The following is a 21,625-nucleotide window of genomic DNA, read 5'->3' as shown; positions in this document are numbered from 1 at the left end:
CATGATCGGCAGCGATCATTCCCGCCTGGATTCTTCCGTGTCGTCGAGCTGGCTTGCGTCCCTGCTGCGCCCCGCGCCGGACTCGGCGGTGGCCGACCTGCTGCGGCGTGGCAAGTCGCCCTGGAGCGGTGCGATCCACCTGCTGTGGTCGGTCTGGATCTTCCTCACCCCGGTGCTCGGCAATGGCTTCACGGTGCGCTGGCTGCTGCTGACCGTGGCCAGCTATCCGCTGTTCCTGCTGCTCTATGCGAAGGTGATGCTGGCGCCACGGCACCACGCATGGCGCTATGCGCTGGGCATGATCCTGATGGCCCTGGTGCTGCTGCCGTGGTATCCGTCGGGACTGAGCTACTTCGTGTTCGGTTGCGTGATGATCCGCATGAGCAGCCGTGGCGGCTGGTGGGTGTACCTGTTGCAGCTCACCGGCCTGAACCTGTTGTTCTGCGGCGCTGCACTCTACGTCGGTTATCCGTGGCAAGCCATGGTGTGGATGCCGGCCGTGTCGTTCATCGTCGGCCTGGTGGTGAACGTGGAGGCCTTGAGCCATCAACGGGACGTTGCCCTGCAGCTGTCCCAGGACGAGGTGCGGCGGCTGGCCACCACCGCCGAGCGCGAGCGTATCGGCCGCGATCTGCATGACCTGCTGGGCCACACGCTGTCGCTGATCACGCTGAAGCTGGAACTGGCGCGCAAGCTGTACGACCGTGATGACGCGCGCGCGCGGCAGGAGATCGGCGAAGCCGAGGCGATCGCCCGCGAGGCGCTGGCCCAGGTGCGCAGTGCGGTGACCGGCATCCGCGCCAGCGACCTGGCTGGCGAGCTGGCCTCGGCGCGCCTGCTGCTGGAATGCCAGCAGGTACACCTGCAGTACACACCGCCGCCGCCGATGCCGGTCGAAGTGGAACGTGGGCTGGCGCTGGTGCTGCGCGAGGCTGCGACCAACATCGTGCGCCACGCACAGGCGACCCGGGTGCAGGTGGATTTCATGCTTGAGGAACGACAGTTGGTGATGCAGATACGCGATGACGGCCGCGGTGGCGTACAGGCCGAGGGCAACGGATTGTGTGGCATGCGCGAACGGGCGATGGCGCTGGGCGGCCAGTTGTCACTGCAGTCGCCGCGCGGCGAAGGCACCCTAGTGACCGTGCGCGTGCCACTGGTGGCCGCGACCACGCCGCTGTCGTCAGCATCATTGGCACGGGATGGTTCCGCATGATCCGCATCCTGCTTGCCGAAGACCAGGCGATGGTGCGCGGTGCATTGTCGGCGCTGCTGGGCCTGGAGCCGGACATCGAGGTGCTGGGCAGCGCTGCTGACGGCGAGGCGGCGTGGCGCATGCTGCAGCAGCTGCAGCCGGACATTCTGGTCACTGACATCGAAATGCCTGGCCTGTCCGGGCTGGAACTGGCCCAGCGCATCGCCCGCCACGAGTTGCCGATCAAGGTCGTGATCGTGACCACCTTCGCCCGTGCCGGTTTCCTGCGCCGCGCGCTGGAAGCGGGCGTGCTGGGCTACCTGCTGAAGGACGCACCGGCCGAGAACCTGGCCGATGCCCTGCGCAAGGTGAAGCAGGGCATCCGCGCGATCGACCCGCAGCTGGCACTGGATGCGTGGTCGCAGGCCGACCCGCTGACCGATCGCGAGCGCCGCGTGCTGCGGCTGGCGGGCGAGGGCCGTACCGCCAGCGAGATTGCCGAGCAGCTGGGGTTGTCGCATGGCACGGTGCGCAATTACCTGTCCGAGTGCATCGGCAAGCTGGGGGTGGCCAACCGGATCGAGGCGTACCGGCTGGCGCGGCAGAAGGGATGGTTGTAGGGGCGTGCGCCGACGCACTGGTAGCGCCGGGCGCTGCCCGGCGGATTGTTTCCGCGACCGCGGAGGGGGTGTCACTTTCTTTGCGCGTGCACCACGCTGCAGGAGCAGCGTGGAACGGCGTAGCCGGCCCGTAGGGTGGCGCACATGGATGTGCGCCATCAAGAAAGTAACCAAAGAAACGCTCCGCCGGCCGCGAGCCGGCGTGCTTCGCACGCCGGTGCCCTGCGCTCCTCGGTCCGTCGAGGGACGGCGCGGGAACTCGCTGCGCTCAGACACCCGCACCTCTTCGCCCTCGCCGGACCTGCGGTGCTCGGCTCGCTCAAGGCGGACTGGAAGGTCAAGATCAACGGCAACAGCATCCACGCATGGCGTGGATCTACTGGGCGCAGCTGTCGCTCTTGATGTTGGGTCCGCCTTGAGCGAGCCGAGCATCGCAGGGGAATCAGGGGCGAAGAGGCGCCGGTGTTTGAGCGTAGCGAGTTCGGCGCCGTCCCCTGATTCACCGAGAAGCACAGGGTACCGGTGCGCAGCACCGGCTCGCGCTCTGGCGGCGCGTTTCTTTTGGTTACTTTTCTTTTCGCGCGAAAAGAAAAGTGACACCCCCCCGCGGTCGCGGAAAACAATCCGCCGGGAACACCCGGCGAACCCCATCAATCCTTCCCGCGCGCCATCGCCTGGAACACGCCATCCCGCCGCACCCACAAATGGAACAGCGCCGCCCCCACATGCATCAGCACCGTGGCGAACAACACATACGCCAACAAGCTGTGCGCATTGCGCAGCGCGGCATACAACGCCGGGGTGTGCGGCACGATCGGCGGCAGGTGCAGGCCACCCCACAGCACGATCGGGTAACCGCCGGCCGACAGCATCGCCCAGCCGATCAACGGCATCGCCAGCATCAGCGCATACAGCATCCAGTGCGAGGCCTTGGCCGCCATCACCTGCCATACCGGAAGATCCGCCGGCAGCGGCGGCGGGCGGTGGCGCAGGCGGTTGTACAGGCGCAGCAGCACCAGCAGCAGGATCGCGATGCCCAGTGGTCGGTGCAGGTCGATCAGCATCGGCCGCAGGTGCAGCGAGGCGACCATGGTCACGCCGATGAACAGCATGGCGATGATCATCAGCGCCATGGTCCAGTGCAGCACCCGCGCCAGCAGGTTGAAGTGGCCGTTGCCGGTGCTCATCGTGCGGCCTCCTTCGGTTGCTCGACGTTGCCGCTGGCGCGCTCGCGCTCGCGGCGGTTGAAGGATTGCGAGTACACCGCAGAGCGTGCGGCCAGGATCGGATCATCACTGCCGCGCACGCCACTGGGCAGGATCAGCGGATCGAAGTTGATCTGGCCGCAGGCGCCTTCCTCCTGCGACTGCATGCGGTCCAGGCTGAGTACGCCGGCCACCACCTGATCACGCGATTCGGGCCACGGTACCGACGGATCATCGATGGCATCGCGAGGCTCGGCGGTGGTCACGACCAGGTTCCAGCGCACCGGGCCGCTGGCCAGGCGTTGTTGCAGTTCCTGGCTGAGGAAATCGACGCTGGCCTGCTTGCGCGTTTCCGCATCCATCTCCACCACCGGCGCCTGCGGCTGCCAGCGCCAGCGCACCGCGCGCTTCTGGCCCTGCGCGTTGGTGAACCAGAAGCTGTTGACGCTGTTGAAGGTGGTGTCGGCCCAGCTGCTGGTCCACGGTGCCGTCCTGGCCCACTGCTGGAACGCCTGTGCACTGGGGTATTTCGCCAGCACCGCGGCCATCTTCTGCGGGTCGGGCTTGCCGGTGGCCGGGTCGGGAATGGAGGCGCGCGTCTGCTCGTAGAACGCCTCGGCATCGGGCACCGCGAAGAACGGGAAGCTGTTCATTGCCATCCGCCATTCCTGGCCGTCATCGCCGACCATCTGCACCGCCAGGCTGCGTACGCGCGCGGTGTTGTCGGCGCCGTAGGGATCACCGCCGCCGATCGACAGGCGGCCCATCACCGGCACGCGGCGCTGCGAGAAAACCCGTGCACTGGACAGGGTAGGGGCCTGTGCACTGGGTTCGAACCAGCCGCTCACGCAGATGCCCTTGCTGTGCGCCCGGCGGAACCCGGGATGTGCCGGGCCGGTGGCTTCGATGGTGTCGGTGAAGCGCTGCGCGGTCAGGCGGTCGCCAATCCAGCCGGCCAGCCAGGCGAAGGCCAGCGCGACGGCACCCAGAATGAGTGCGATCAGTGCGATCCAGAGCAGGGGGGAATGCTTGCGTGGCGCGCCCGGCGTCTGGCCAGCGCGGGTGTAGCGGAAGAGCGACATGGTCGGAGTCCTGCCTTCACGGAGCGTGTGGGTGGTCGACCCACACATCCTCGCAGAACCCGGCCGGGGCCGAAATTCAATTTTTCGTCAGAATTTCCGGGGACGGCGTGCCGACCAACGGTCGGCACCCAACCGATCAGCTGTAGCGCTGCTTCAGCATCGTCCACGCCGAGCGCAGCGCCAGCGCTTCGCCACCGGCCGGACGGCCCGGGCGCTCGCCGTCGTTCCAGGCATACACGTCCAGGTGCGCCCAGCGCTGGCCGTCTTCCAGGAAGCGTTCCAGGTACAGCGCGGCGGTAACCGAGCCGGCCATGCGCGAACCGGCGTTGGCCAGGTCGGCGATGCCGCTGCTCAGGTAGCGCAGGTAGGGGCGCCACAGCGGCATACGCCAGACCGGGTCGCGGGTCGCGTCACCGGCCTGCAGCCACTGCTGGGCCACCGTGTCGTCGTTGCTGAACAGTGCCGGCAGGTCCGGGCCCAGGGCGATGCGCGCGGCACCGGTGAGGGTGGCGAAGTCCAGCACCAGGTCCGGTTTCTGCTCACCGGCGAAGGTCAATGCGTCGCACAGGATCACGCGGCCCTCGGCGTCGGTGTTGTCGATCTCCACGCTCAGGCCCTTGCGGGTGGCGATGACCTCGCCCGGACGGAACGCATCGGGGCCGATCGCGTTTTCCACAGCGGGCACCAGCAGGGTCAGGCGCACCGGCAGCCCGCGCGCCATCACCAGGCCGGCCAGGGCCAGTGCGTGCGCGGCGCCGCCCATGTCCTTCTTCATGTTGCGCATGCCGTCGGCCGGCTTGATGTCCAGCCCGCCGGTATCGAAGCACACGCCCTTGCCCACCAGCACCAGTGCCGGGTCGGTCTCCCTGCCCCAGCGCAGCACGACCAGGCGCGGCGCACGATGCGAAGCGCGGCCCACGGCGTGGATGGCCGGGAAATTCTGCTTCAGCAGTTCGTCGCCGGTAATCGCCTCGACCTGCGCACCATGTGCATCGGCCAGCGCGCGCGCGGCGTCTTCCAGCTGCTGCGGGCCCATGTCTTCGGTCGGGGTGTTGACCCAGTCGCGCACGCGCAGGCTGGCGGCGATCAGGTCGGCCACTTCGCCGGTCGGCGAGGCCACCAGCTGCGCCGGTGCGCGGTTGCGCTTGCGATAGCGGTCAAAGCGGTAGCTGCCCAGGCCCCAGCCCAGCTGCAGCAGCGCCAGTTCGGCGGCCGGCAGTTCATTGGCCAGCTGCCAGACGCTGCCTTCCGGCAGCGCGTGCGGCGCATGCGCATAGCTGTAGGCATCGGCACGATCACCCACGCCCATCACGGCACCGGCCAGGCCGTCGGCGCCCGGCAGCAGTGCCACGCTGTGGGCGCCGGCGTTGAAGCCCTGCGATGCCAGCCACGCCTGCGTGGCAGCCGGCTGGCTGTCCTTCCAGGCGGCGAACTGCTCGCGGTCCAGCACGTACAACGGCAGCGCCGCAGCGGTGTCGGCGGTGAAACCAGTGATCTCGCTCATGCGTCAGGTACTCCGGGGTGCGGCGGCGTCGAGGTTGGCATCCAACCAGTCGGCCAGGCCGGTAAGGGTGTCGAACTGCAGGTCCGGCTGCAGCTGCGGATGGGTCCAGGTGGCTGCGTCGCGGTTGATCCAGCAGCCGCGCAGGCCGGCGGCAATCGCCCCGGCCACGTCCATGTCGACATGATCGCCGACGTGTAGCACCTGTGCCGGTGCCGCACCCAGGCGGGTGCACGCGGCATGGAAAATGCTGGCTTCGGGCTTGGCCGCGCCGTGTTCGCGCGAACCCAGCTGGAAGGCGAAATGATGGGCCAGGCCGATCCGCTCCAGGTCGGCGTTGCCGTTGCTCAGCGCCGCCACCGGTACCCGTGCGGCAATGCGCGCCAGCGCGTCGATCGCATCGGGATAGCACTCCACCTGGTTGCGCGCGGCGTAGAACACTTCATACGCAGGCTCCAGCAGATCGAGGCTGGCACCGCTGGTGTGCAGTGCTTCGTGCAGGGTCAGCCGGCGCAGCGCACTCAGGTCGTGGTGGAGGTGCGGATGGGCGTGGTACAGCCGCTCGCGCAGTTCGCGCATCGCCTCCACCGGATACATCGCGGCGGTAGCGGGGCTGTGTTCGCACATCCAGGCGTGCAGGACCTGTTCGATGCGGGCGCCGATCGGAGCGAACGGCCACAGCGTGTCGTCAAGGTCGAGGGTGATGGCTTGGACGGGGAAATTCACCCCGCCATTCTACCCCTGCCCGCGCGGGCTTTCATGCGACGCGGCGGGCGGGTGGGCACTGTGGCTGGGCCGGGTCAGCGCAGGTTGTACGAGCAGGCGATGGTGGTCTGGCCGTCGAACTGCTGCACGTCCAGGTTGTGCCGCCCAACTTCCTTCGTGTAGGTGCCTGCTACCGGGTCGGACATCTTCGCCAGTGCCGCGACCTGTTCCACACTGGCCGAGCTGAAGTACGCGGTGAAACTGTCGATGCCATCCTCGCCGCTGTCGCCGTCATAGGACTGCAGCCGGTTCACGGGCTGGCCCAGCACCATCAAGGGCGTGGTCAGCCGGAACTCGCCGCTGGATTCGCCGTCCTGCACCCTTGCCGGGGCCGGTGTCAGCATCCGGGCCATGGCGTCGAACTGGATGGGCGTGAGGTGCCGCTTGCAGGTAACCGCCTCAGCAAGCTGGGTGCGCGCCTGATCGGCAGTCGGCGGTGTCGCGGCGAACGCGGGAGCGGCAATGCAGGCCAAGGCAAGGCAACGCGTGGCGAGAGAGTTCATCCGAGCGGATCCATCCGGGTAGGGCGTCATAGTCTGCCACTTCGTCCCTGTTTCTGGTTCCACCACCTGCGTCCATCCGTTGTTGATGCCGTCACTCCAGCAGGCGTGCCCAGCCCTGCATGCCATCCAGGCGTGCCAGCACCAGCTTGATGCACACCAGCAGCGGCACCGCCAGCAGCAGCCCGATCATGCCCCAGGCCCAGCCGAACACCATCAGCGCCAGGATCAGCACCAGCGGCGACAGCTTCATCCGACGGCCCAGCACGATCGGGGTCACCATCTGCCCTTCCAGTGTGTGCAGGCCCAGGTAGGCGGCCGCTGGCAGCAGGGCCTGCAGCGGTTCGCGGAACTCGACGAAGCCCATCAACAGCATCAGCGCCACGCCGATCAACGGACCCACATACGGCGCAAAATTCAGCAGCGCGGCCACCGTGCCCCACAGCAGCGCTTCCTGCAGGCCGATACCGAGCAGCATCAGCACGCCGGCGAACACCAGCCCGACCAGAGTGTTGATGACGCTGATGGTCAGCACGTAACGCGAGACCTCGCGTTCGATCGAACGCAGGATGTCCGTGGTGAAGCGCTGCTGCTGGCGGTTGGGGAACAGGGCGATCGCCGCGCGCTGCAGGCTCTGCCCGTAGATCATGAAGAACAGCGTCAGCAGCACCACGGCCAACACCGAGGCAGCCAGCCGCGGCGCACGGGTCAGCATGCGGTAGGGGTCGTCCAGCTGGGTGCGGATCACCTGCACCTTGTGGTTGCTGTCACCACCGGCCACGCGGGCGAAGTTTTCCGCCGCCTGGTTGGCCTGCTGCACCGGCTTGGTCAGGTCCTGCACCTGGCGGGCGACCTTGCGCAGCTGCTGTGGGGCTTCCTGCGCCCATTCCATCGCCGGGCCGATCAGCTGCACGGCCAGCGAACCGGTCACGCCCAGGCCCGCACCGAGGATCAACAGTGCGCCCAGCGCGCGCGGAATCCACAGCTTCTGCAGCAGGCGCAGGATCGGGTTGCCGACCAGGGCGAAGAACATCGCCAGCAGCACCGGCAGGATGATGTCCTGCGCGGCCCACAGCGTGTAGCCCACCGCCAGGGTCGCCAGCACCACCAGCGACATGGGCCCGCGCGGGCGCGACGGTGGTGGCAGCGCGGCCTCTGGCTCGTCGGGGCCGGCCGGTGGCGGGGACAGGAGGGACTCGCTCATCGACGCATCAACCGGAAAGGGGAGCGCATTATCCGCCGGCCGCGATCGGCGCGGCGGATTCCATGGATCAACGTTCGGACAGCTCGGTGGCCGCTTCGGCCGGACGCGGTCCGCGCAGGTCCGGTTCTGGCTCCGGCACGGAGCGTGGTGCCGGTGCAGGCCGTGCTCCCGCAGCGGAGGCCGCTGCCTGTGCCTGCTCGCTGGCATCGTCGGCTTCTTCGGCCGCATCGTCGGCGGTGGCCGCAGCCTGCGCCGCCATCGCCGTGGCGAACGCCGCCTGCGCACTGGCGAACAGGTTCGAGACCGAACCGACCATCTGCAGCCAGCGGGCACCGTTGACCTTGCCCGGCACCTCCAGCTTGCCGGCGATGAAGCCACCGGCCAGGCCGACCACCACGATGCGCAACGGCGACCAGCCCTGTCGCCATACCTGGCCGAGGGTGGACCAGTGGTCCTGGGTCTCGCCCAGGCGCACGGTTACCACCTGTTCGCAGCGCTTTACCCGCCGCTGCAGCGCGCCGAACTTCATGGCTTGCCCTCGGGCAGCTGTACGCCAGCATCAGGGTCGTCTTCGCTGGGTTCGTCAAACAGGCCCAGGCGTGACAGCTGACGCCGGGTGGCGTGCATGCCGGTGTGGTGGAAGAAGTAGGACACCCGCCAGATCGCATAGCCGGTGACGGCCAGGCTCAGCAGCGAGGTGATCAGCAGGGCCTGCAGCCAACTCAGGCCCCAGCTCTGCAGCAGCGCGATGAGGGTGGCGGCCATCAGCAGCCACGCCGATGCACCAAACACGATCGCCACGCCGGCCCAGGCCAGTGCACGACCGAATGCGCTGCGCGCCAGCGCGAAGTCGGCCGAGGCCAGCCGGCGCAGTGAACGCAGCGTGTGCTTGGCCGAATCGGCAGCGGCACGACCGGCCGCGCCGACCTGGCGGATGCTCTCATCCAGCGGCGGGGTGGCCGCCGGATCAGGCGCTTGCGTGTTGTCTTCGCTCACGCTGCGGCTTACTTGTCGCTGCTGCCGCGGGCCAGCTTGGCGATGATCCAGCCGGCTGCGAAGGCGACGCCGAACGAGGCCAGCGGACGTTCGCGGATCAGTTCGGCGGCGCTGTCGATCAGGTCCTTGCCCTTGTCCATCAGCGCATCGACCTGTTCCTTGGCGGCGGCACCGCCGAACTCGGCGGCGGCCAGGCCGGACAGTGCACTGTCGGACAATTCAGCCTTGACGTTGGCCTTGCCGATGCGAAGCTCGTCGGTCGCTGCACCGGTTGCACCCTTGATCGCACCGCCGGCGGCCGTAGCGGCCTGCTTCAGGTGGGAACCGGCTTCACCCAGGTGTTCCTTCAGGTTCTCGGTATTGGTGGGGCTCATCGAATCACTCCTGTTGCGATGGGGGAACGGGAGTCGGCGGTGCCGACCTGGACTGACAGCAATAGCATTGCCGGGGTATAGGGGGTGTTACGGCAGGGCGATCAGCGCATCACGAGCTGGCCCTGCTGCTGGCCATTGTTGCGCAGCACGCGCAGCACCAGCGTCGGCGGGCGCTGCTGGAAGTTGGCGCGCCAGCTGGCCAGGTCGGCGAATTCACCGACGGTGGCATCGGTGATGATGTCGCCCTGCTGCAGGCCGTTGCTGGCGGCGCGGCTGCCGCGCTTGACCTCGCTGACCAGCACGCCGCTGGCGCCCGACTGGCGCAGCGACTCGGGCAGGTCGACGAAGGTGGCCCCGCCCAGGCGCGGGTCCAGGCTGTCGCCGGTGACCGCGCGTGCCTGTTCCTTCAGCGTCGCCTTGATCTGCAGCGGCTTGCCTTCGCGGCGTACGTCCAGCGTCATCGGGCTGCCGACCGCCGCCAGGCCTTCCACGTTGTGCAGGGCTTCGGCGCTGTCCACGCGCTGGCCATTGGCCGACACCACCACGTCGCCCGGCTTCAGGCCGGCGGCGGCGGCCGCCGAACCGGCCAGCACGCGGGTGATCAGCGCACCGCGGGTTTCGCCCAGGCCCAGGCCCTGCGCGATCTGCGCGGTCAGGTTCTGGCTTTCCACGCCCAGCGTGCCGCGCACCACCACGCCGTGCTTGACCAGCTGGTCGACCACGCTGCGCGCCAGGTTCGAGGGAATCGCCAGGCCCAGGCCGATGTTGCCGGCCATGCTGCCCTGCGGGTTGAAGCTGGCAGTGTTGATGCCGACCAGCTGGCCCTGCAGGTCGACCAGCGCGCCACCCGAGTTGCCCGGGTTGATCGACGCGTCGGTCTGGATGAAGTTCTGGTAGCCCAGCCCGCGGATGCCGCTGCGGCCCACCGCCGAGACGATGCCCGAAGTGACCGTCTGGCTGAAGCCGAACGGATTGCCGATGGCTACCACGAAGTCGCCCACCCGCAGCTGGTCGCTGTTGCCGAGCTTGATGTCGGTCAGGTTCTGCGCCGGAATGCGGATCAGCGCGATGTCGGTATCGCGGTCCGAGCCGAGGAATTCGGCCTTGACCGTGCGCCCGTCGGCCAGTGTCACCTGTACGTCATCGGCGTTGTCGATGACATGGTGGTTGGTCAGCACCAGGCCCTCCCTGGCGTCGATGATCACGCCCGAGCCCAGCGATTCGTTGATGCGTTCCTGCGGGATGTCCGGGAACAGGCGGCGGAAGAACGGGTCGTTGAAGAAGGGATTGCGTACGCGCACCACCTGCTTGGTGTTGACGCTGACCACGGCCGGCATCGCCTTCTCCAGCATCGGTGCCAGTGACGGAACCTGCTGCCCGGCCACTGCGGCTGGCAGTGCCGCCATGGTCGGCACCACCGCTGGAAGCGGAGCGGCATCGGCACGGTTGTCCAGGTGGGCGTTGATGCCGGTGGCAACGAAGCCACCGAAGGCGGCGGCGATTGCGAGCGTGAGCAGGGTAGGTAGCGGTCGCATGGGAGTCGGTTCGCTGGCGGGAATGGGGGCGGTTCGGCTCTACGGTAAAACAAGCTGAATGAGTGTGTCGCGATCTGGATAAATGCGCCATGAAAACCGCGCGCCGGGAACGCGGATCGCGACGACCGGCGCTGGGCCGGTGACGACAGCGGCGGCGGCGCGCGGCAGTGTACGGACGTCAGCCGCAGGTCGTGCGGATACAGGACGATACTTGCGCAGTTCTGCGCATCCCGGTGCCGCGACGCGCCATATTGCATGCCTTCCGCGGCATCCGGGCGGGTGCACACAACCAATGCCTGTCACGACGCGGATCATGCGGCGCAGCACTGAAAAAAAGGGGTTTCCTGTAAACACGGTGTGCCTGCAGGGATGGTCGACTACACCATCGCCGTCGCAGCAGATGCGATTGGTGGCGCATGCCCCGTTCCACGATCGTCAATGTCGGTATAGCATCGCCCCGTTTTGATACTTAAGGCCCCCAGGAGGGCAACATGAGCAACGGTAATGGTGTGTCGGTCGTGACCGACGCTGTCGAGAACGTCAAAGAAACCGCCACCAACGTTGGCGAGACCATCGCCCACGCTGCCGAAGACGCAGTGAAGTCGGTCAAGAAGACCGTCAAGCGCGCCACCAAGGCTGCCGGTACCCGCGTTGCCAAGGCCAAGAAGGCCGTGGCCAAGGTCGAGAAGACCGTTGCCAAGAAGGCCGAAAAGGCTGCCAAGTCGGTCGGCAAGACTGTTGCCAACGCCAAGAAGAAGCTGGAAGCGGCCAAGAAGAACGCCAAGGCCGAAGCCGCTGCCCTGAAGAAGGAAGTGGCCAAGAAGAAGGCCGCTGCAGGCAAGGCTGTGACCAAGAAGGCCGCCGCTGCCAAGAAGACCACCAAGGCCGCCACCAAGGCTGCCGGCAAGAAGGTCGCCACCGTGAAGAAGGCTGCCACCAAGAAGGCCGCCGTCGCCAAGAAGACCGTTGCCAAGAAGACCGCAGCCACCAAGAAGGTGGTCGGCAAGAAGGTCGCCACGGCCAAGAAGGCTGTGGCCAAGAAGACCGTCGCCGCCAAGAAGGTCGCTGGCAAGAAGGCCGTGGCTGCGAAGAAGGTTGTCGGCAAGAAGGTTGCCGCCACCAGGAAGGTCGCCACCAAGAAGACCGCCGCCGCCAAGAAGGTTGTCGGCAAGAAGGCTGCCGTCGCCAAGAAGGCCGTCGGCAAGAAGACCGCTGCTGCCAGGAAGGTTGTCGGCAAGAAGACCGCCGTTGCCAAGAAGGCAGTTGGCAAGAAGGTTGCCGCTACCCGCAAGACGGTTGCCAAGAAGGCTGCCCCGCTGAAGAAGGTCGCCGCCAAGAAGGCTCCGGCCAAGAAGGCCGTGCGCAAGGCCGCCAAGCGCAAGTAATCGCGCCGTGACCAAAGGCCCTGCCACCCACCGGGTGGTGGGGCCTTTCGCGTTTCCGGGACACTGTCCGGGGCAAGATGCAGGTTCTTTCCGCTGGAGCCCCGGGCATGCGCGGTATCGACTTCAGTTCCTGGCAGGGCGTGCTGTCCACCTTGGCCGGCCTGGTCCTGATCACCCTGCTGGGCGTGGGCATCCGCCTGCTGGTGATGCAGACCCTGCAACAGCGCCGCGAGCGCGAGAACCGGCAGATCAACGAACGGCTGCGCACGCTGATGGCGGCCTACAAGACCCTGGGCGGTTCGTTCACCGGCGAACTGGGCGTGGATCCCAGCCATCGCCGCGACCTGCGCCAGCGCGAAGATGCCGAAGGCATCGCCGAACCCCGCTCGGATCGCGCGCGCCGCATCCGCGATGCCGTTGAAGCGGCGCTGTCGGACATCCTGCTGCTGGGCACCGACGAACAGGTGCGGTTGGCTGCGCGCGCTGCCAACGATCTTGCACAGGGGCGACCGGTGCATACCCACGAACTGGTGGTCTCGCTGCGCGACTTCGTGCGCGAAGCGCTGGACCTGGCGCCGATTCCGGCCGACCTGCAGATACCGCCGCAGGGGCCGACCCGGCCGGGCAGTGCCAGTGGCAAGGGCCGCAACGACGGCGACGCCAAGGGCGGCCGTGCGGGTGGAGGCGGCGGTGGCGGCGGTGGCGGAATGGGGGCCGGCATGGGCGGTGTGGGCCTCGGCGCCGGCGCCGCACTGGGCGCCGGCCATGCCTCCGCCAGCGATGGAACGGACGCGCGCTGAGCACGTCCGCCCGGTTCAGCGGGTCAGTTCGTAGATCGGCACGAAGCCACCGTAGATCATCCGCGCGCCGTCGAACGGCATCGGATTCGTCGCCGGATCAAACCTTGGGTCTTCCATCATCTTCTTCATGCCGGCGTCGCGGGTCGGCTTGTCCGGCCATTCGATCCAGGAAAACACCACCGTCTCGTCCGGCGTGGCTTTCACCGCGCCGAAAAAGTCGGTGGTCTTGCCGTGCGGTACGTCGTCACCCCAGCACTCGACCACGCGCAGCGCGCCGTACTCGATGAAAACGGGATCCCCTGTGCGTGCATGGGCGAGGAACTTCTCTTTGTTGGCGGTGGGCACCGCCAGGACGAAACCATCGATGTAGCTCATTGCCTGCCTCCGGATGGACCGTGCCGCATGCACGGCCTTCAAGTACACGACGAACCAGGGCGTCGGGGATCGACATCCTCTGGGCGCCCGTTCAGCCCGGGCCACCGGGCAGCGGTGCCAGCACCGTATCCGGTGGCTGCTGGCCGGCCAGGTGGCGCACGAAGTAGTCCCACATGCGGTGCGTGTAGGTGGCGTCGTTGCGGAACAGCTCGTGGTCCTGCCGGGCCAGGTACAGCAGGTCGTAGCTGCGCTGGGCCTTGTTCAGGGCGGCGGCCAGCTGCAGGGTCAGCGCCGGCGGTGCGTTTTCGTCCAGCTCGCCATAGACCAGCATCAGATGCCCGCGCAGGTTGTCGGCCAGCGCTGCGTTGTCGAGCCCGGCAAAGGGCGCCGGCACGCCATCGGTCATGGCCGTGGCTGGCAGCACGCCACCGAACAGCCGGTCCATGCCGTGCAGGGCGCCGCCGTACATGCCCTGGAAATTGTGACTGCCGGCCGAGGCCACGCCAACCTTGTAGAACGCCGGGTAGCGCAGCAATGCCCGCGCCGCGCTGTAACCGCCGAACGAATGCCCGTAGATGCCGACCCGCTGCAGGTCGATGCCCGGGTAGCGTTCGCCCAGCTGGCGCAGCGCGGCCACATGGTCATCCAGCTGCACATCGGCGCCGTGCAGGAAGCTGCTGTCATGGAAGGCCTTGTCGCGGCCGCCGGTGCCGCGCGCATCGATGCTGACCACCACGAAGCCAAGCTCGGCCAGGCTGGCGCGTGACACCGGATTCAGCGCGGACACCGCCTCGGCGTAGGTCACCGGGGCATTGCTGATGAAGGCGCCGCCGTACATCGCATCGATCACCGGGAAGCTGCCGTCATCGCGATAGTCGCGGGGCAGGTAGACGGTGGCGAAGATCGGCGTGCGCCCGTCGGCGGCCAGCAGACGTTCGCGCCGCGGTGGGCGCCACCCCGCAGCAAGCACTGCCCGGTTGTCCGCCGCTTCCAGCACCAGCAGCTCGCGACCGTCATCGCTGGCCCGCAGCACGGTGCGTGGTGGCTGGTCGAGACGGGAAATGGTGTCCACCAGATAGCCACCGCTGGGCGACAGCGCCTGGGGTGCGCGCCCGCCGAACAGCGCGCCGGTACCGGCATCGGCCATGTGGTCGTAGCCATCGGCGGCCAAGCGTTGGATCGGCCCTCCCTGCAGCGATACCCGGTACAGGCCGCGCACGTAGGGGTCGCCATCGTCGACGCCACCGGCGCTGAAGTACGCCCAGCCACCGACAGCGTCCACACCCAGCAGGTCGCGCACCGCCCAGTGGCCGCGGGTGAGCTGGCGCAGCACTTTGCCATCGGACAGGCGCACCCGGTACAGATGGCCCCAACCATCGCGCTGCGAGAACCACACGGCGGTGTCCTGCCCGGGCAGGATGGCCACCGCTGGCCGGTTGTAGGAATACACGTTGAGCTGCAGGCGAGTGTCGCTGGCTTCTTCCAGAACCGTGCGCAGTGCACCGCTGTTGGCATCGATCTCCACCAGGCGCAGCCTGCGCGGTGTGCCGAAGTGCGCGATCACGGCATACAACCGATCGCCGTCCCAAGCCAGGATGCCGGCCTCACTGAGCGTGTTCCAGCCCTCGGGCAGCGCGATGTCATGCTGCCTGCCGCTGGGGATATCGATCACATACAGGCTGTCGCATACCTGCTGTGCATCGCCCAGTACTCCCAGCTTCACGGTATGCACGCGCGGCCGCGCGCTGTGGGTCGGGCTGCTTTCCAGATAGGGATAGTCCTGCAGCGCGCGCTCGTCGTAGCGGATGCCGGCTGCGTAACGGCCATCGGGTGACCAGCTCACCGCAAACGGTCGTGCCGGCATCCGGCCCTGACGGCGTGGAATGCCGCGCAGGGTGAAGTCCGGCAGTACGCCATAGCCATGCCCAGCTTCACCGCCCCGGGTCAGTCGCTGCGGCGCCGCTCCAGAGCGCTGCAGCCACAGGTTGTGGTCGCGTACCTGCAGCCAGGCATCACCGCCGGGCGACGGCAGTGCATCAGCCGGCGGCAACGCCTGTTGTGCGGCCGTGCACTGCAGGCGTGGCCATTGGCAATCGACGGGCACTTCTCCGCTGAACCGCAGGCGCAGGCCATCGTCCGCCTGCTGCACGCTGGCCAGGCGCAGGCGTGGCCCGCTGGCACCGAGCGGTGCAACCGCAGCGTCCAGCGCAGTGGGTTCGAACAGGGTCTGGCGTGTCGCCTGGACGGGATCGACCAGTACCGCCTGGCGCCGGCCCTGAGTGTCTTCGCGCTCATACCAGAATCGTCCATCGGCCAGCCAGTGGGGCAGGACCGAAGCATTGCGCAGCGCGCCGCGCAGATGACTGTCATGCACGCGTTCGGCGCGCTGGTAGTCGGCCGCCTGCAGCGCATGTGCGGTGTGTGGCGACAAGAGGGCAATGCAGGCAAAGACAGCGGCGCGGACACACGTCCGCAGCGGATCGGAAACGAGCAAGGCAACCTCCTGTTGCAATCGTCGAAGGATTACAGATGCACGCGCGCCGCGCGCGTATGCCAGACGGAGCCTGAATCAAGCCCAAAAATTCAGCAATGCGAAGACCATCGTTTTCAGGGAGCGTTGTGGCGAATAACGGAGAATTTACATTCCCGATGCGATGGCGCCCTGGCGCTGCTGCACACCATAAGAAAGTAAAGGTGTACCCCCATGAAGAATTCGCTGATTGCTCTGGCCCTGGCCGCTGCCCTGCCGTTCACCGCTTCGGCTGCTGAGAACCTGTCGTACAACTACGCTGAAGCCGACTACGCCAAGACCGACGTCGATGGCATCAAGGCTGACGGCTGGGGCGTCAAGGGTTCCTACGGCTTCCTGCCGAACTTCCACGCGTTCGGTGAATACAGCCGTCAGGAAGTCGACCACACCAACATCAAGGTTGACCAGTGGAAGGTCGGTGCCGGCTACAACGTCGAAATCGCCCCGTCGACCGACTTCGTTGCCCGCGTTGCCTACCAGAAGTTCGATCGCAAGCACGGCCTGGACTTCAACGGCTACAGCGCTGAAGCCGGTATCCGCACCGCCTTCGGTGCCCACGCCGAGGTCTACGGCATGGTCGGCTACGAAGACTACGCCAAGAAGCACGGCGTCGACATCGACGGCCAGTGGTACGGCCGCCTGGGTGGTCAGGTCAAGCTGAACCAGAACTGGGGCCTGAATGGCGAGCTGAAGATGAACCGCCACGGCGACAAGGAATACACCGTCGGCCCGCGTTTCAGCTGGTAATAGCTTCCTCGGCGCGCCTGCGCGCTGAAGATGCCTCGACAGGCCCGGCTCATGCCGGGCCTGTTGCGTTGTGACGACCCGAAACCGCAGCTGAGCATGTTCCGGGGCCGCTGCTGCGTTGCAATAAATTGGATTCCGCTGCTCCCGGGGCGGCCCTACGGTGGGCACTTCGTATCGTCGGATCCATGTGATGCCGCCTGCCGTTCCCGCTCTGCCCCTCGATCGGCCCCGCCGCCTGGCAATGCTGGCGCCGCATCCCGTGCTGCGCCTGGGGGTGGAGGTGGTGCTTTGCCAGCACGGTGGCGTGCAGGTCTGTGGCAGCTTCACCCGCGAAGATGATCTGCTCGATCTGCTGCAGCGCCAGCCGGATGGCATCGACCTGTTGCTGATCGACCTGTTGGCGCCGTGCGGACCCGAACAGGGCCTGGCCCTGTTGCGGCTGTTGTCGCGGCGCTGGCCGCTGCTGCCGGTGCTGGTGCTGTCTGCGCACTGCAATGCCAGCACGGTGACCATGGCGATGCAGGCCGGCGCGCGCGGCTTTCTGTCCAAGGGGACCACGCCGGAGATGCTGCGGCGCGCAGTTGACGTACTGGCGCGTGGCGGTCGCTTCGTGCCCCCGGAGTTGCGCACGCAGTTGAGCCGATCGCGCATGCGGCGCACACCGGCGCCGGTGCTCACGCCCTTGAGCCGACGCGAGCGCGAGGTGCTGCGGCTGGTCCTGCAGGGCTGCACCACCGGGGAGGTGGCGCGGCGCTTCGGGCGCACGGCCAGTACGGTCAGCACGCAGAAGCGGACCGCCTACGAGAAGCTGGGCATCCACAGCGATGGTGAGCTGTTCCGCATCCGGCACCTGCTCGAATGCGGATGAGCGGGCTTACTCGCCCTGGTACTGCTTTTCTTCGACCAGGGCCGAACCGGCCACGCGGTTGATCTCGTTCTTCACCTGCACGCGCTCGCCATTGGTGCCATAGACACCGCGTGCCAGCTGGATGAAGGCATCGTCGAACACCTGGGCCGCTTCCTTGTCGCGCAGCTGGTCCTGGATGTCCCACATGCGCTCGTTGATCACTTTCAGCTGCTGCTTCAGCGCGGCCAGTGCCGGTTGTGCGTGCAGCAGCTGCTGCAGCAACGGCAGCAGGCCGTCCAGCTCGGTGCGGACGTTGGCCAGCTTGGCGGCATCGTCGATGCGCTCGGCCTTGATCTCGAGAATGGTGATCTTGTCGATCAGCTCGCCGATCGATACCGGAGTCAGGATGGCGTCCACGCGGTTGGTTCCTGGAAACAGGGCGCCATGATACCGCGCTGCTGGCATTGGCCGCAGTCCACGGGATTTACGCCGAATTTGCGCCACGGGCCCGGCAGCACCCTCGATCCGTTACGGCCCTCGCCTCGACACTGCGTTCCCGGCGGCGTGACCGCCTTCGACGAGGAACACAGTGCAGTGAACAGCAAGGGGATGATGGCGGCGCTGGTGGCCGCCCTGGCAGGGCTGCTCGGGATCGGCAGCGCGCAGGCACAGGTGCAGGTCAGTGGCAGTGCGGCGTTGACCAGTGACTACGTATGGCGCGGCAGCTCGCAGAGCGACGGCGACCCGGCGGTGCAGGCCGGCGCGAAGGTCTCGATCCCAGCGGGCTGGTACGCCAGCGTGTGGGGGTCCAACGTTTCGTTCAAGCCGGACAATGGCGCGCGCAGCGAGTTCGACCTGGTGGCGGGCTGGTCCGGCGCACTGGCACCGGACTGGAGCCTGGATGCCAACCTGACCCGTTACGTGTACCCGGGCACCGGCCGCGCGCTGGACTGGACCGAGCTCAACACCACGGTGACCTGGAAGCAGCGCGCCTGGCTGCAGGTCGCCCATTCCAACGATGCGTTGGCCGGTGGCCATCGCGGTACCTATGCCCAGCTGGGTGTGCGTGTGCCGTTGCACGAACGCCTCCGCCTGGAAGCAGCGGTGGGCCAGTACTGGCTGGCCACCGCCCAGGGCCCGGACTACCTGCATGGGCAGCTCAGTGCCATCGCCTCGCTGACCCCGGCATGGGAACTGCGCGCCACCGTGCATGACACGGACAACGCAGCCAAGCGCCTGTTCCCCGGCAACGCCGGTGGGCGATGGGAGCTGGCGCTGCAGGGCAGCTTCTAGTCGGCCAGCGACGCCTGGCGCGCGCGCAGCGCGCCGGGCAGCCACAGCAGCAGGGCCAGCGCAGCCACGGCAGCGCCGGCCACGCAGACGCCCGTCCAGCCGAAGCGCTGGTAGACCTGCGCAGACAGCAGCGAACCCAGCGAACCGCCGATGAAATAGCCGGTCATGTAGCCGGCATTGAGGCGGTTGCGTGCCGCCGGTTGCAGTGCGTAGATCAGGTTCTGGTTACTGACGTGCAACAGCTGTGCGGCCAGGTCCAGCACCACCACGCCCACCAGCAGCGCCAGCAGCGAGTGTGCCGACAGCCCCAACGGCAGCCACGACAGCAGCAACAGCAGCAGTGCAATGGCGGTGGCACGCCCGGTCTGGCCACGGTCGGACATGCGGCCAGCCAGGCCGGCCGCCAGCGTGCCGGCTGCGCCGACCAGCCCGAACAGGCCGATGGTGGCGTCGCTGTAGGCATACGGCGGCTGTGCCAGCAGGAACGCGAGCGGGGTCCAGAAGATCGCGAACATGGCGAAGCTGCAGGCGCCCAGCAGCGTGCGCTGGCGCAGCACCGGTTCCTGCACGAACAGCACGCCGATCGAGCGCAGCAATGCGAAATAGCCCAAGCCGGCGCTGTGGTGGAATCGCGGCAGACCGCGCTGCAATGCCAGTGCGGTCAGCACCAGGGTGGCAGCGGCGATCGCATACACCAGGCGCCAGTCGCCCAGGCTGGAAAGCAGGCCGGCCACGGTGCGCGCCAGCAGGATGCCCAGCAGCAGGCCACTCATCAGCGTGCCGACCACGCGACCGCGATGTTCCGGCGCGGCCAGCGTAGCGGCGAACGGCACCAGCACCTGGGCGACCACCGAGAACAGGCCGGTGATGGCGGTGCCCACCAGCAACCAGGTCAGTGACGGTGCGCAGGCACTGATCACCAGTCCGCCGGCCGACAGCAGGCTCATCACCACGATCAGGCGGCGGCGTTCGAACAGGTCACCCAGCGGCACCAGCAGGATCAAGCCGGCGGCATAGCTCAGCTGCGCGGCGGTAACGACCATGCCGACCTGGCCGAACGGCACACCGAAGGCGTCGGCGATGGTGTGCAGCAGTGGCTGCGCATAGTAGTTGCTGGCCACGGCCACGCCGGTAGCCACCGACATCAGCAGCACCTGCCAGCGGTGCAAAGGGGGGAGGGACGGGCTCACGCGGTGTTCCAGGAAGCGGGGGGCACAGTGTCCACCTGCTGCGGCCATGATGGAAATGAATCATCATCATCCTTGCCATCTGTAAACGAGATAGTCGGATGAATCTCAAGCAGCTCGAATTTGCCGTTGCCCTGGCCGAGGAGGGCAATTTCACCCGCGCAGCCGAACGCTGCCATGTGGTGCAGTCCGCGTTGAGCCACCAGATTGCCTACCTGGAGCAGGAACTGGGCACGCCGCTGTTCGAGCGCCTGCCGCGGCAGGTGCGGGCGACGGCAGCGGGTGAGGCGCTGCTGGTGCACGCACGCCAGGTGCTGGTCAGCCTGCGCCACCTGCGCGCCGACGTGGCCGCGGTCAGTGGCGAGGTGCGCGGGCTGCTGGCGATCGGGCAGATCTCCTCGCTGACCGATATCGATGTGGTGGCGATGCTGGCCGCGTTCCAGCAGGCGCACCCGCAGGTGGAATTCCAGTTGCGGGTGGACAAGAGCGAGGACCTGATCGCGCAGGTGCAGTCGCGTGACCTGGATGTTGCACTTGTGGGGTTGGCGCCCTCGGCCGGCCTGGACGGGGTCTGCCACCAGATGCTGCAGGAAGAAGACCTGGTGGCGGTGCTGGCCCCCTCGCATCGGCTGGCTAGGCGCAAGCGGCTGCCATTGACCGAATTGCAGGACGAGGCGCTGGTCGACTTCCCGCGCGGCACCGGTGCGCGGCGTCAGACCGACGATGCTTTCGTCGCCGCTGGCCTGCCGCACACGGTGCGTTTCGAGGTCAACCTGATGGAACTGGTGGAGCGCTTCGTCCGCCATGGTCTGGCGGTTGGCATCGTGCCGGCGCTGATCGCCGAAGGCTTCCAGGGCGTGGTGCGGATTCCGCTGCAGCCAACCCCGACCCGCCGCGTGCACCTGGTCTGGCAGCGGCTGCCGACACCGGCGGCGCGGGCGTTCGTCGAGGCCGTGCTCAGCCGCGCAGGCGCAGGCTCAGGCCCTTGAGGAAGTTGCGCAGCATCTGGTCCAGGCAACGCCGGTAGTTGGTGTGCCCGGGCTGGCGGAACAGCGCACCGACTTCCGACTTGGAGACGTTGAAACCGGCGCTGGCGAAGATCTCCATCAGATCGACGTCGCGCAGCTGGAACGCCACGCGCAGCTTCTTCAGCACCAGGTTGTTGTCGATGCGGGTTTCCACCGCGCGCTGCGGCTGGCTCTCGTCGCGACCGCGCAGGTGCACGATCAGGCCATCGAGGAAGTGCGCCAGCGCGCTGTCGCTCATCGCTTCGAAGCCGGCTTCGTCCTCGCGGCGCAGCCAGGCCTTCACCTGTTCGGGATCCACGGCGAAGGCCGGGTCGGCCATCTGGCACAGGGTCACCACGTGGTGGTCGCCCAGGTCCAGGGAATAGCGCACGCTGCGCAGGACATCGTTGTTGATCATGGCCCATTGTACCGGCCCCTGGTGTGTCACCGGAGTGTCATCGAACTGCAGCATCGTGG

23 protein-coding genes are annotated in these 21,625 nt (G+C 67.4%); 8 read left to right on the top strand and 15 right to left on the bottom strand.

The genetic code is table 11. The features are described 5' to 3' along the window. Position 1: 1 nt before the first annotated feature. Together AC5P6X_RS12765 and AC5P6X_RS12760 are read left to right on the top strand one after the other, a co-directional pair. Entirely contained in the window at positions 2-1,216 is a 1,215-nt protein-coding gene (locus AC5P6X_RS12765) for a sensor histidine kinase (RefSeq protein ID WP_099605702.1), read from the top strand. After that, the gene (locus tag AC5P6X_RS12760) at positions 1,213-1,815 is read left to right on the top strand and encodes a response regulator transcription factor (RefSeq protein ID WP_005407733.1); all 603 of its coding nucleotides are present in this window, start codon (positions 1,213-1,215) and stop codon (positions 1,813-1,815) included. Before AC5P6X_RS12765 ends, AC5P6X_RS12760 begins: the two co-directional genes overlap by 4 nt. 650 nt (positions 1,816-2,465) lie before the next feature. Here the strand turns inward: AC5P6X_RS12760 and AC5P6X_RS12755 are convergent. From AC5P6X_RS12755 to AC5P6X_RS12710, 10 genes are all read right to left on the bottom strand, one after another. Beyond that, positions 2,466-3,002 (bottom strand): cytochrome b, encoded by a 537-nt coding sequence (locus AC5P6X_RS12755; RefSeq protein ID WP_088436371.1) that lies wholly within the window; start codon positions 3,000-3,002, stop codon positions 2,466-2,468. Further along, positions 2,999-4,102 (bottom strand): catalase family peroxidase, encoded by a 1,104-nt coding sequence (locus AC5P6X_RS12750; protein WP_088436372.1) that lies wholly within the window; start codon positions 4,100-4,102, stop codon positions 2,999-3,001. Before AC5P6X_RS12750 ends, AC5P6X_RS12755 begins: the two co-directional genes overlap by 4 nt. A 136-nt stretch (positions 4,103-4,238) precedes the next feature. Continuing rightward, on the bottom strand, positions 4,239-5,606 hold the full coding sequence (locus tag AC5P6X_RS12745; RefSeq protein ID WP_088436373.1) for a leucyl aminopeptidase family protein: 1,368 nt from the start codon (positions 5,604-5,606) through the stop codon (positions 4,239-4,241). 3 nt (positions 5,607-5,609) lie between these two features. Continuing rightward, positions 5,610-6,329, bottom strand: coding sequence for an HAD family hydrolase (locus tag AC5P6X_RS12740; RefSeq protein ID WP_024956412.1), 720 nt, complete (start codon positions 6,327-6,329; stop codon positions 5,610-5,612). Between the two features lie 74 nt (positions 6,330-6,403). Next, positions 6,404-6,871: a hypothetical protein gene (locus AC5P6X_RS12735; protein ID WP_005407738.1), complete on the bottom strand. Its 468-nt coding sequence runs from the start codon at positions 6,869-6,871 to the stop codon at positions 6,404-6,406. Positions 6,872-6,962: 91 nt separating this feature from the next. Next, entirely contained in the window at positions 6,963-8,072 is a 1,110-nt protein-coding gene (locus AC5P6X_RS12730) for an AI-2E family transporter (protein WP_038646216.1), read from the bottom strand. A 67-nt stretch (positions 8,073-8,139) separates the two neighbouring features. Then, positions 8,140-8,601: a hypothetical protein gene (locus tag AC5P6X_RS12725; RefSeq protein WP_005411983.1), complete on the bottom strand. Its 462-nt coding sequence runs from the start codon at positions 8,599-8,601 to the stop codon at positions 8,140-8,142. Further along, complete coding sequence (locus AC5P6X_RS12720; protein ID WP_005407741.1) at positions 8,598-9,068, bottom strand: phage holin family protein; 471 nt, start codon at positions 9,066-9,068, stop codon at positions 8,598-8,600. The genes AC5P6X_RS12725 and AC5P6X_RS12720 overlap by 4 nt, the downstream gene beginning before the upstream one ends. An 8-nt stretch (positions 9,069-9,076) precedes the next feature. Beyond that, positions 9,077-9,442, bottom strand: a complete 366-nt coding sequence (locus AC5P6X_RS12715; RefSeq protein WP_004153835.1) for a hypothetical protein — start codon at positions 9,440-9,442, stop codon at positions 9,077-9,079. A gap of 101 nt (positions 9,443-9,543) precedes the next feature. Then, on the bottom strand, positions 9,544-10,977 hold the full coding sequence (locus tag AC5P6X_RS12710; RefSeq protein ID WP_012478904.1) for a Do family serine endopeptidase: 1,434 nt from the start codon (positions 10,975-10,977) through the stop codon (positions 9,544-9,546). 491 nt (positions 10,978-11,468) lie between these two features. On the opposite strand from AC5P6X_RS12710, the gene AC5P6X_RS12705 reads away from it, so the two are divergent. Next, entirely contained in the window at positions 11,469-12,362 is an 894-nt protein-coding gene (locus AC5P6X_RS12705) for a hypothetical protein (RefSeq protein ID WP_049449522.1), read from the top strand. Positions 12,363-12,469: 107 nt separating this feature from the next. Continuing rightward, a complete protein-coding gene (locus AC5P6X_RS12700) occupies positions 12,470-13,162 on the top strand; it encodes a hypothetical protein (protein WP_044569416.1) in 693 nt (230 codons plus the stop codon). A gap of 15 nt (positions 13,163-13,177) precedes the next feature. On the opposite strand, the gene AC5P6X_RS12695 is transcribed toward AC5P6X_RS12700, so the two are convergent. Further along, the gene (locus tag AC5P6X_RS12695) at positions 13,178-13,537 is read right to left on the bottom strand and encodes a DUF1428 domain-containing protein (protein WP_005407745.1); all 360 of its coding nucleotides are present in this window, start codon (positions 13,535-13,537) and stop codon (positions 13,178-13,180) included. A 91-nt stretch (positions 13,538-13,628) separates the two neighbouring features. Continuing rightward, positions 13,629-16,031, bottom strand: coding sequence for a S9 family peptidase (locus AC5P6X_RS12690; RefSeq protein WP_088436376.1), 2,403 nt, complete (start codon positions 16,029-16,031; stop codon positions 13,629-13,631). Positions 16,032-16,241: 210 nt separating this feature from the next. Between AC5P6X_RS12690 and AC5P6X_RS12685 the strand changes: the two genes are divergently transcribed. Next, complete coding sequence (locus AC5P6X_RS12685; RefSeq protein ID WP_005407747.1) at positions 16,242-16,814, top strand: OmpO family porin; 573 nt, start codon at positions 16,242-16,244, stop codon at positions 16,812-16,814. Positions 16,815-17,004: 190 nt separating this feature from the next. After that, positions 17,005-17,682, top strand: a complete 678-nt coding sequence (locus tag AC5P6X_RS12680) for a response regulator transcription factor (protein WP_049449526.1) — start codon at positions 17,005-17,007, stop codon at positions 17,680-17,682. A gap of 6 nt (positions 17,683-17,688) precedes the next feature. Here the strand turns inward: AC5P6X_RS12680 and AC5P6X_RS12675 are convergent, their stop codons facing one another. Further along, the gene (locus tag AC5P6X_RS12675) at positions 17,689-18,126 is read right to left on the bottom strand and encodes a DUF6165 family protein (protein WP_043035177.1); all 438 of its coding nucleotides are present in this window, start codon (positions 18,124-18,126) and stop codon (positions 17,689-17,691) included. A 129-nt stretch (positions 18,127-18,255) separates the two neighbouring features. Between AC5P6X_RS12675 and AC5P6X_RS12670 the strand changes: the two genes are divergently transcribed. Continuing rightward, positions 18,256-18,954: a TorF family putative porin gene (locus tag AC5P6X_RS12670; protein ID WP_032967099.1), complete on the top strand. Its 699-nt coding sequence runs from the start codon at positions 18,256-18,258 to the stop codon at positions 18,952-18,954. On the opposite strand, the gene AC5P6X_RS12665 is transcribed toward AC5P6X_RS12670, so the two are convergent. Beyond that, entirely contained in the window at positions 18,951-20,099 is a 1,149-nt protein-coding gene (locus AC5P6X_RS12665; RefSeq protein WP_219625406.1) for an MFS transporter, read from the bottom strand. The genes AC5P6X_RS12670 and AC5P6X_RS12665 overlap by 4 nt on opposite strands. 143 nt (positions 20,100-20,242) lie before the next feature. Between AC5P6X_RS12665 and AC5P6X_RS12660 the strand changes: the two genes are divergently transcribed. After that, positions 20,243-21,130 (top strand): LysR family transcriptional regulator, encoded by an 888-nt coding sequence (locus tag AC5P6X_RS12660; RefSeq protein ID WP_005407753.1) that lies wholly within the window; start codon positions 20,243-20,245, stop codon positions 21,128-21,130. Here the strand turns inward: AC5P6X_RS12660 and AC5P6X_RS12655 are convergent. After that, positions 21,099-21,566, bottom strand: coding sequence for a YehS family protein (locus tag AC5P6X_RS12655; protein ID WP_005411992.1), 468 nt, complete (start codon positions 21,564-21,566; stop codon positions 21,099-21,101). The two genes, AC5P6X_RS12660 and AC5P6X_RS12655, sit on opposite strands and share 32 nt — an antisense overlap. Positions 21,567-21,625 lie beyond the last annotated feature (59 nt).

Source organism: Stenotrophomonas sp. YJH_SMC_40 (assembly GCF_059368615.1).
Note: the sequence above shows the minus strand (reverse complement) of the source record. Positions and strands in the feature narration are given on the sequence as shown.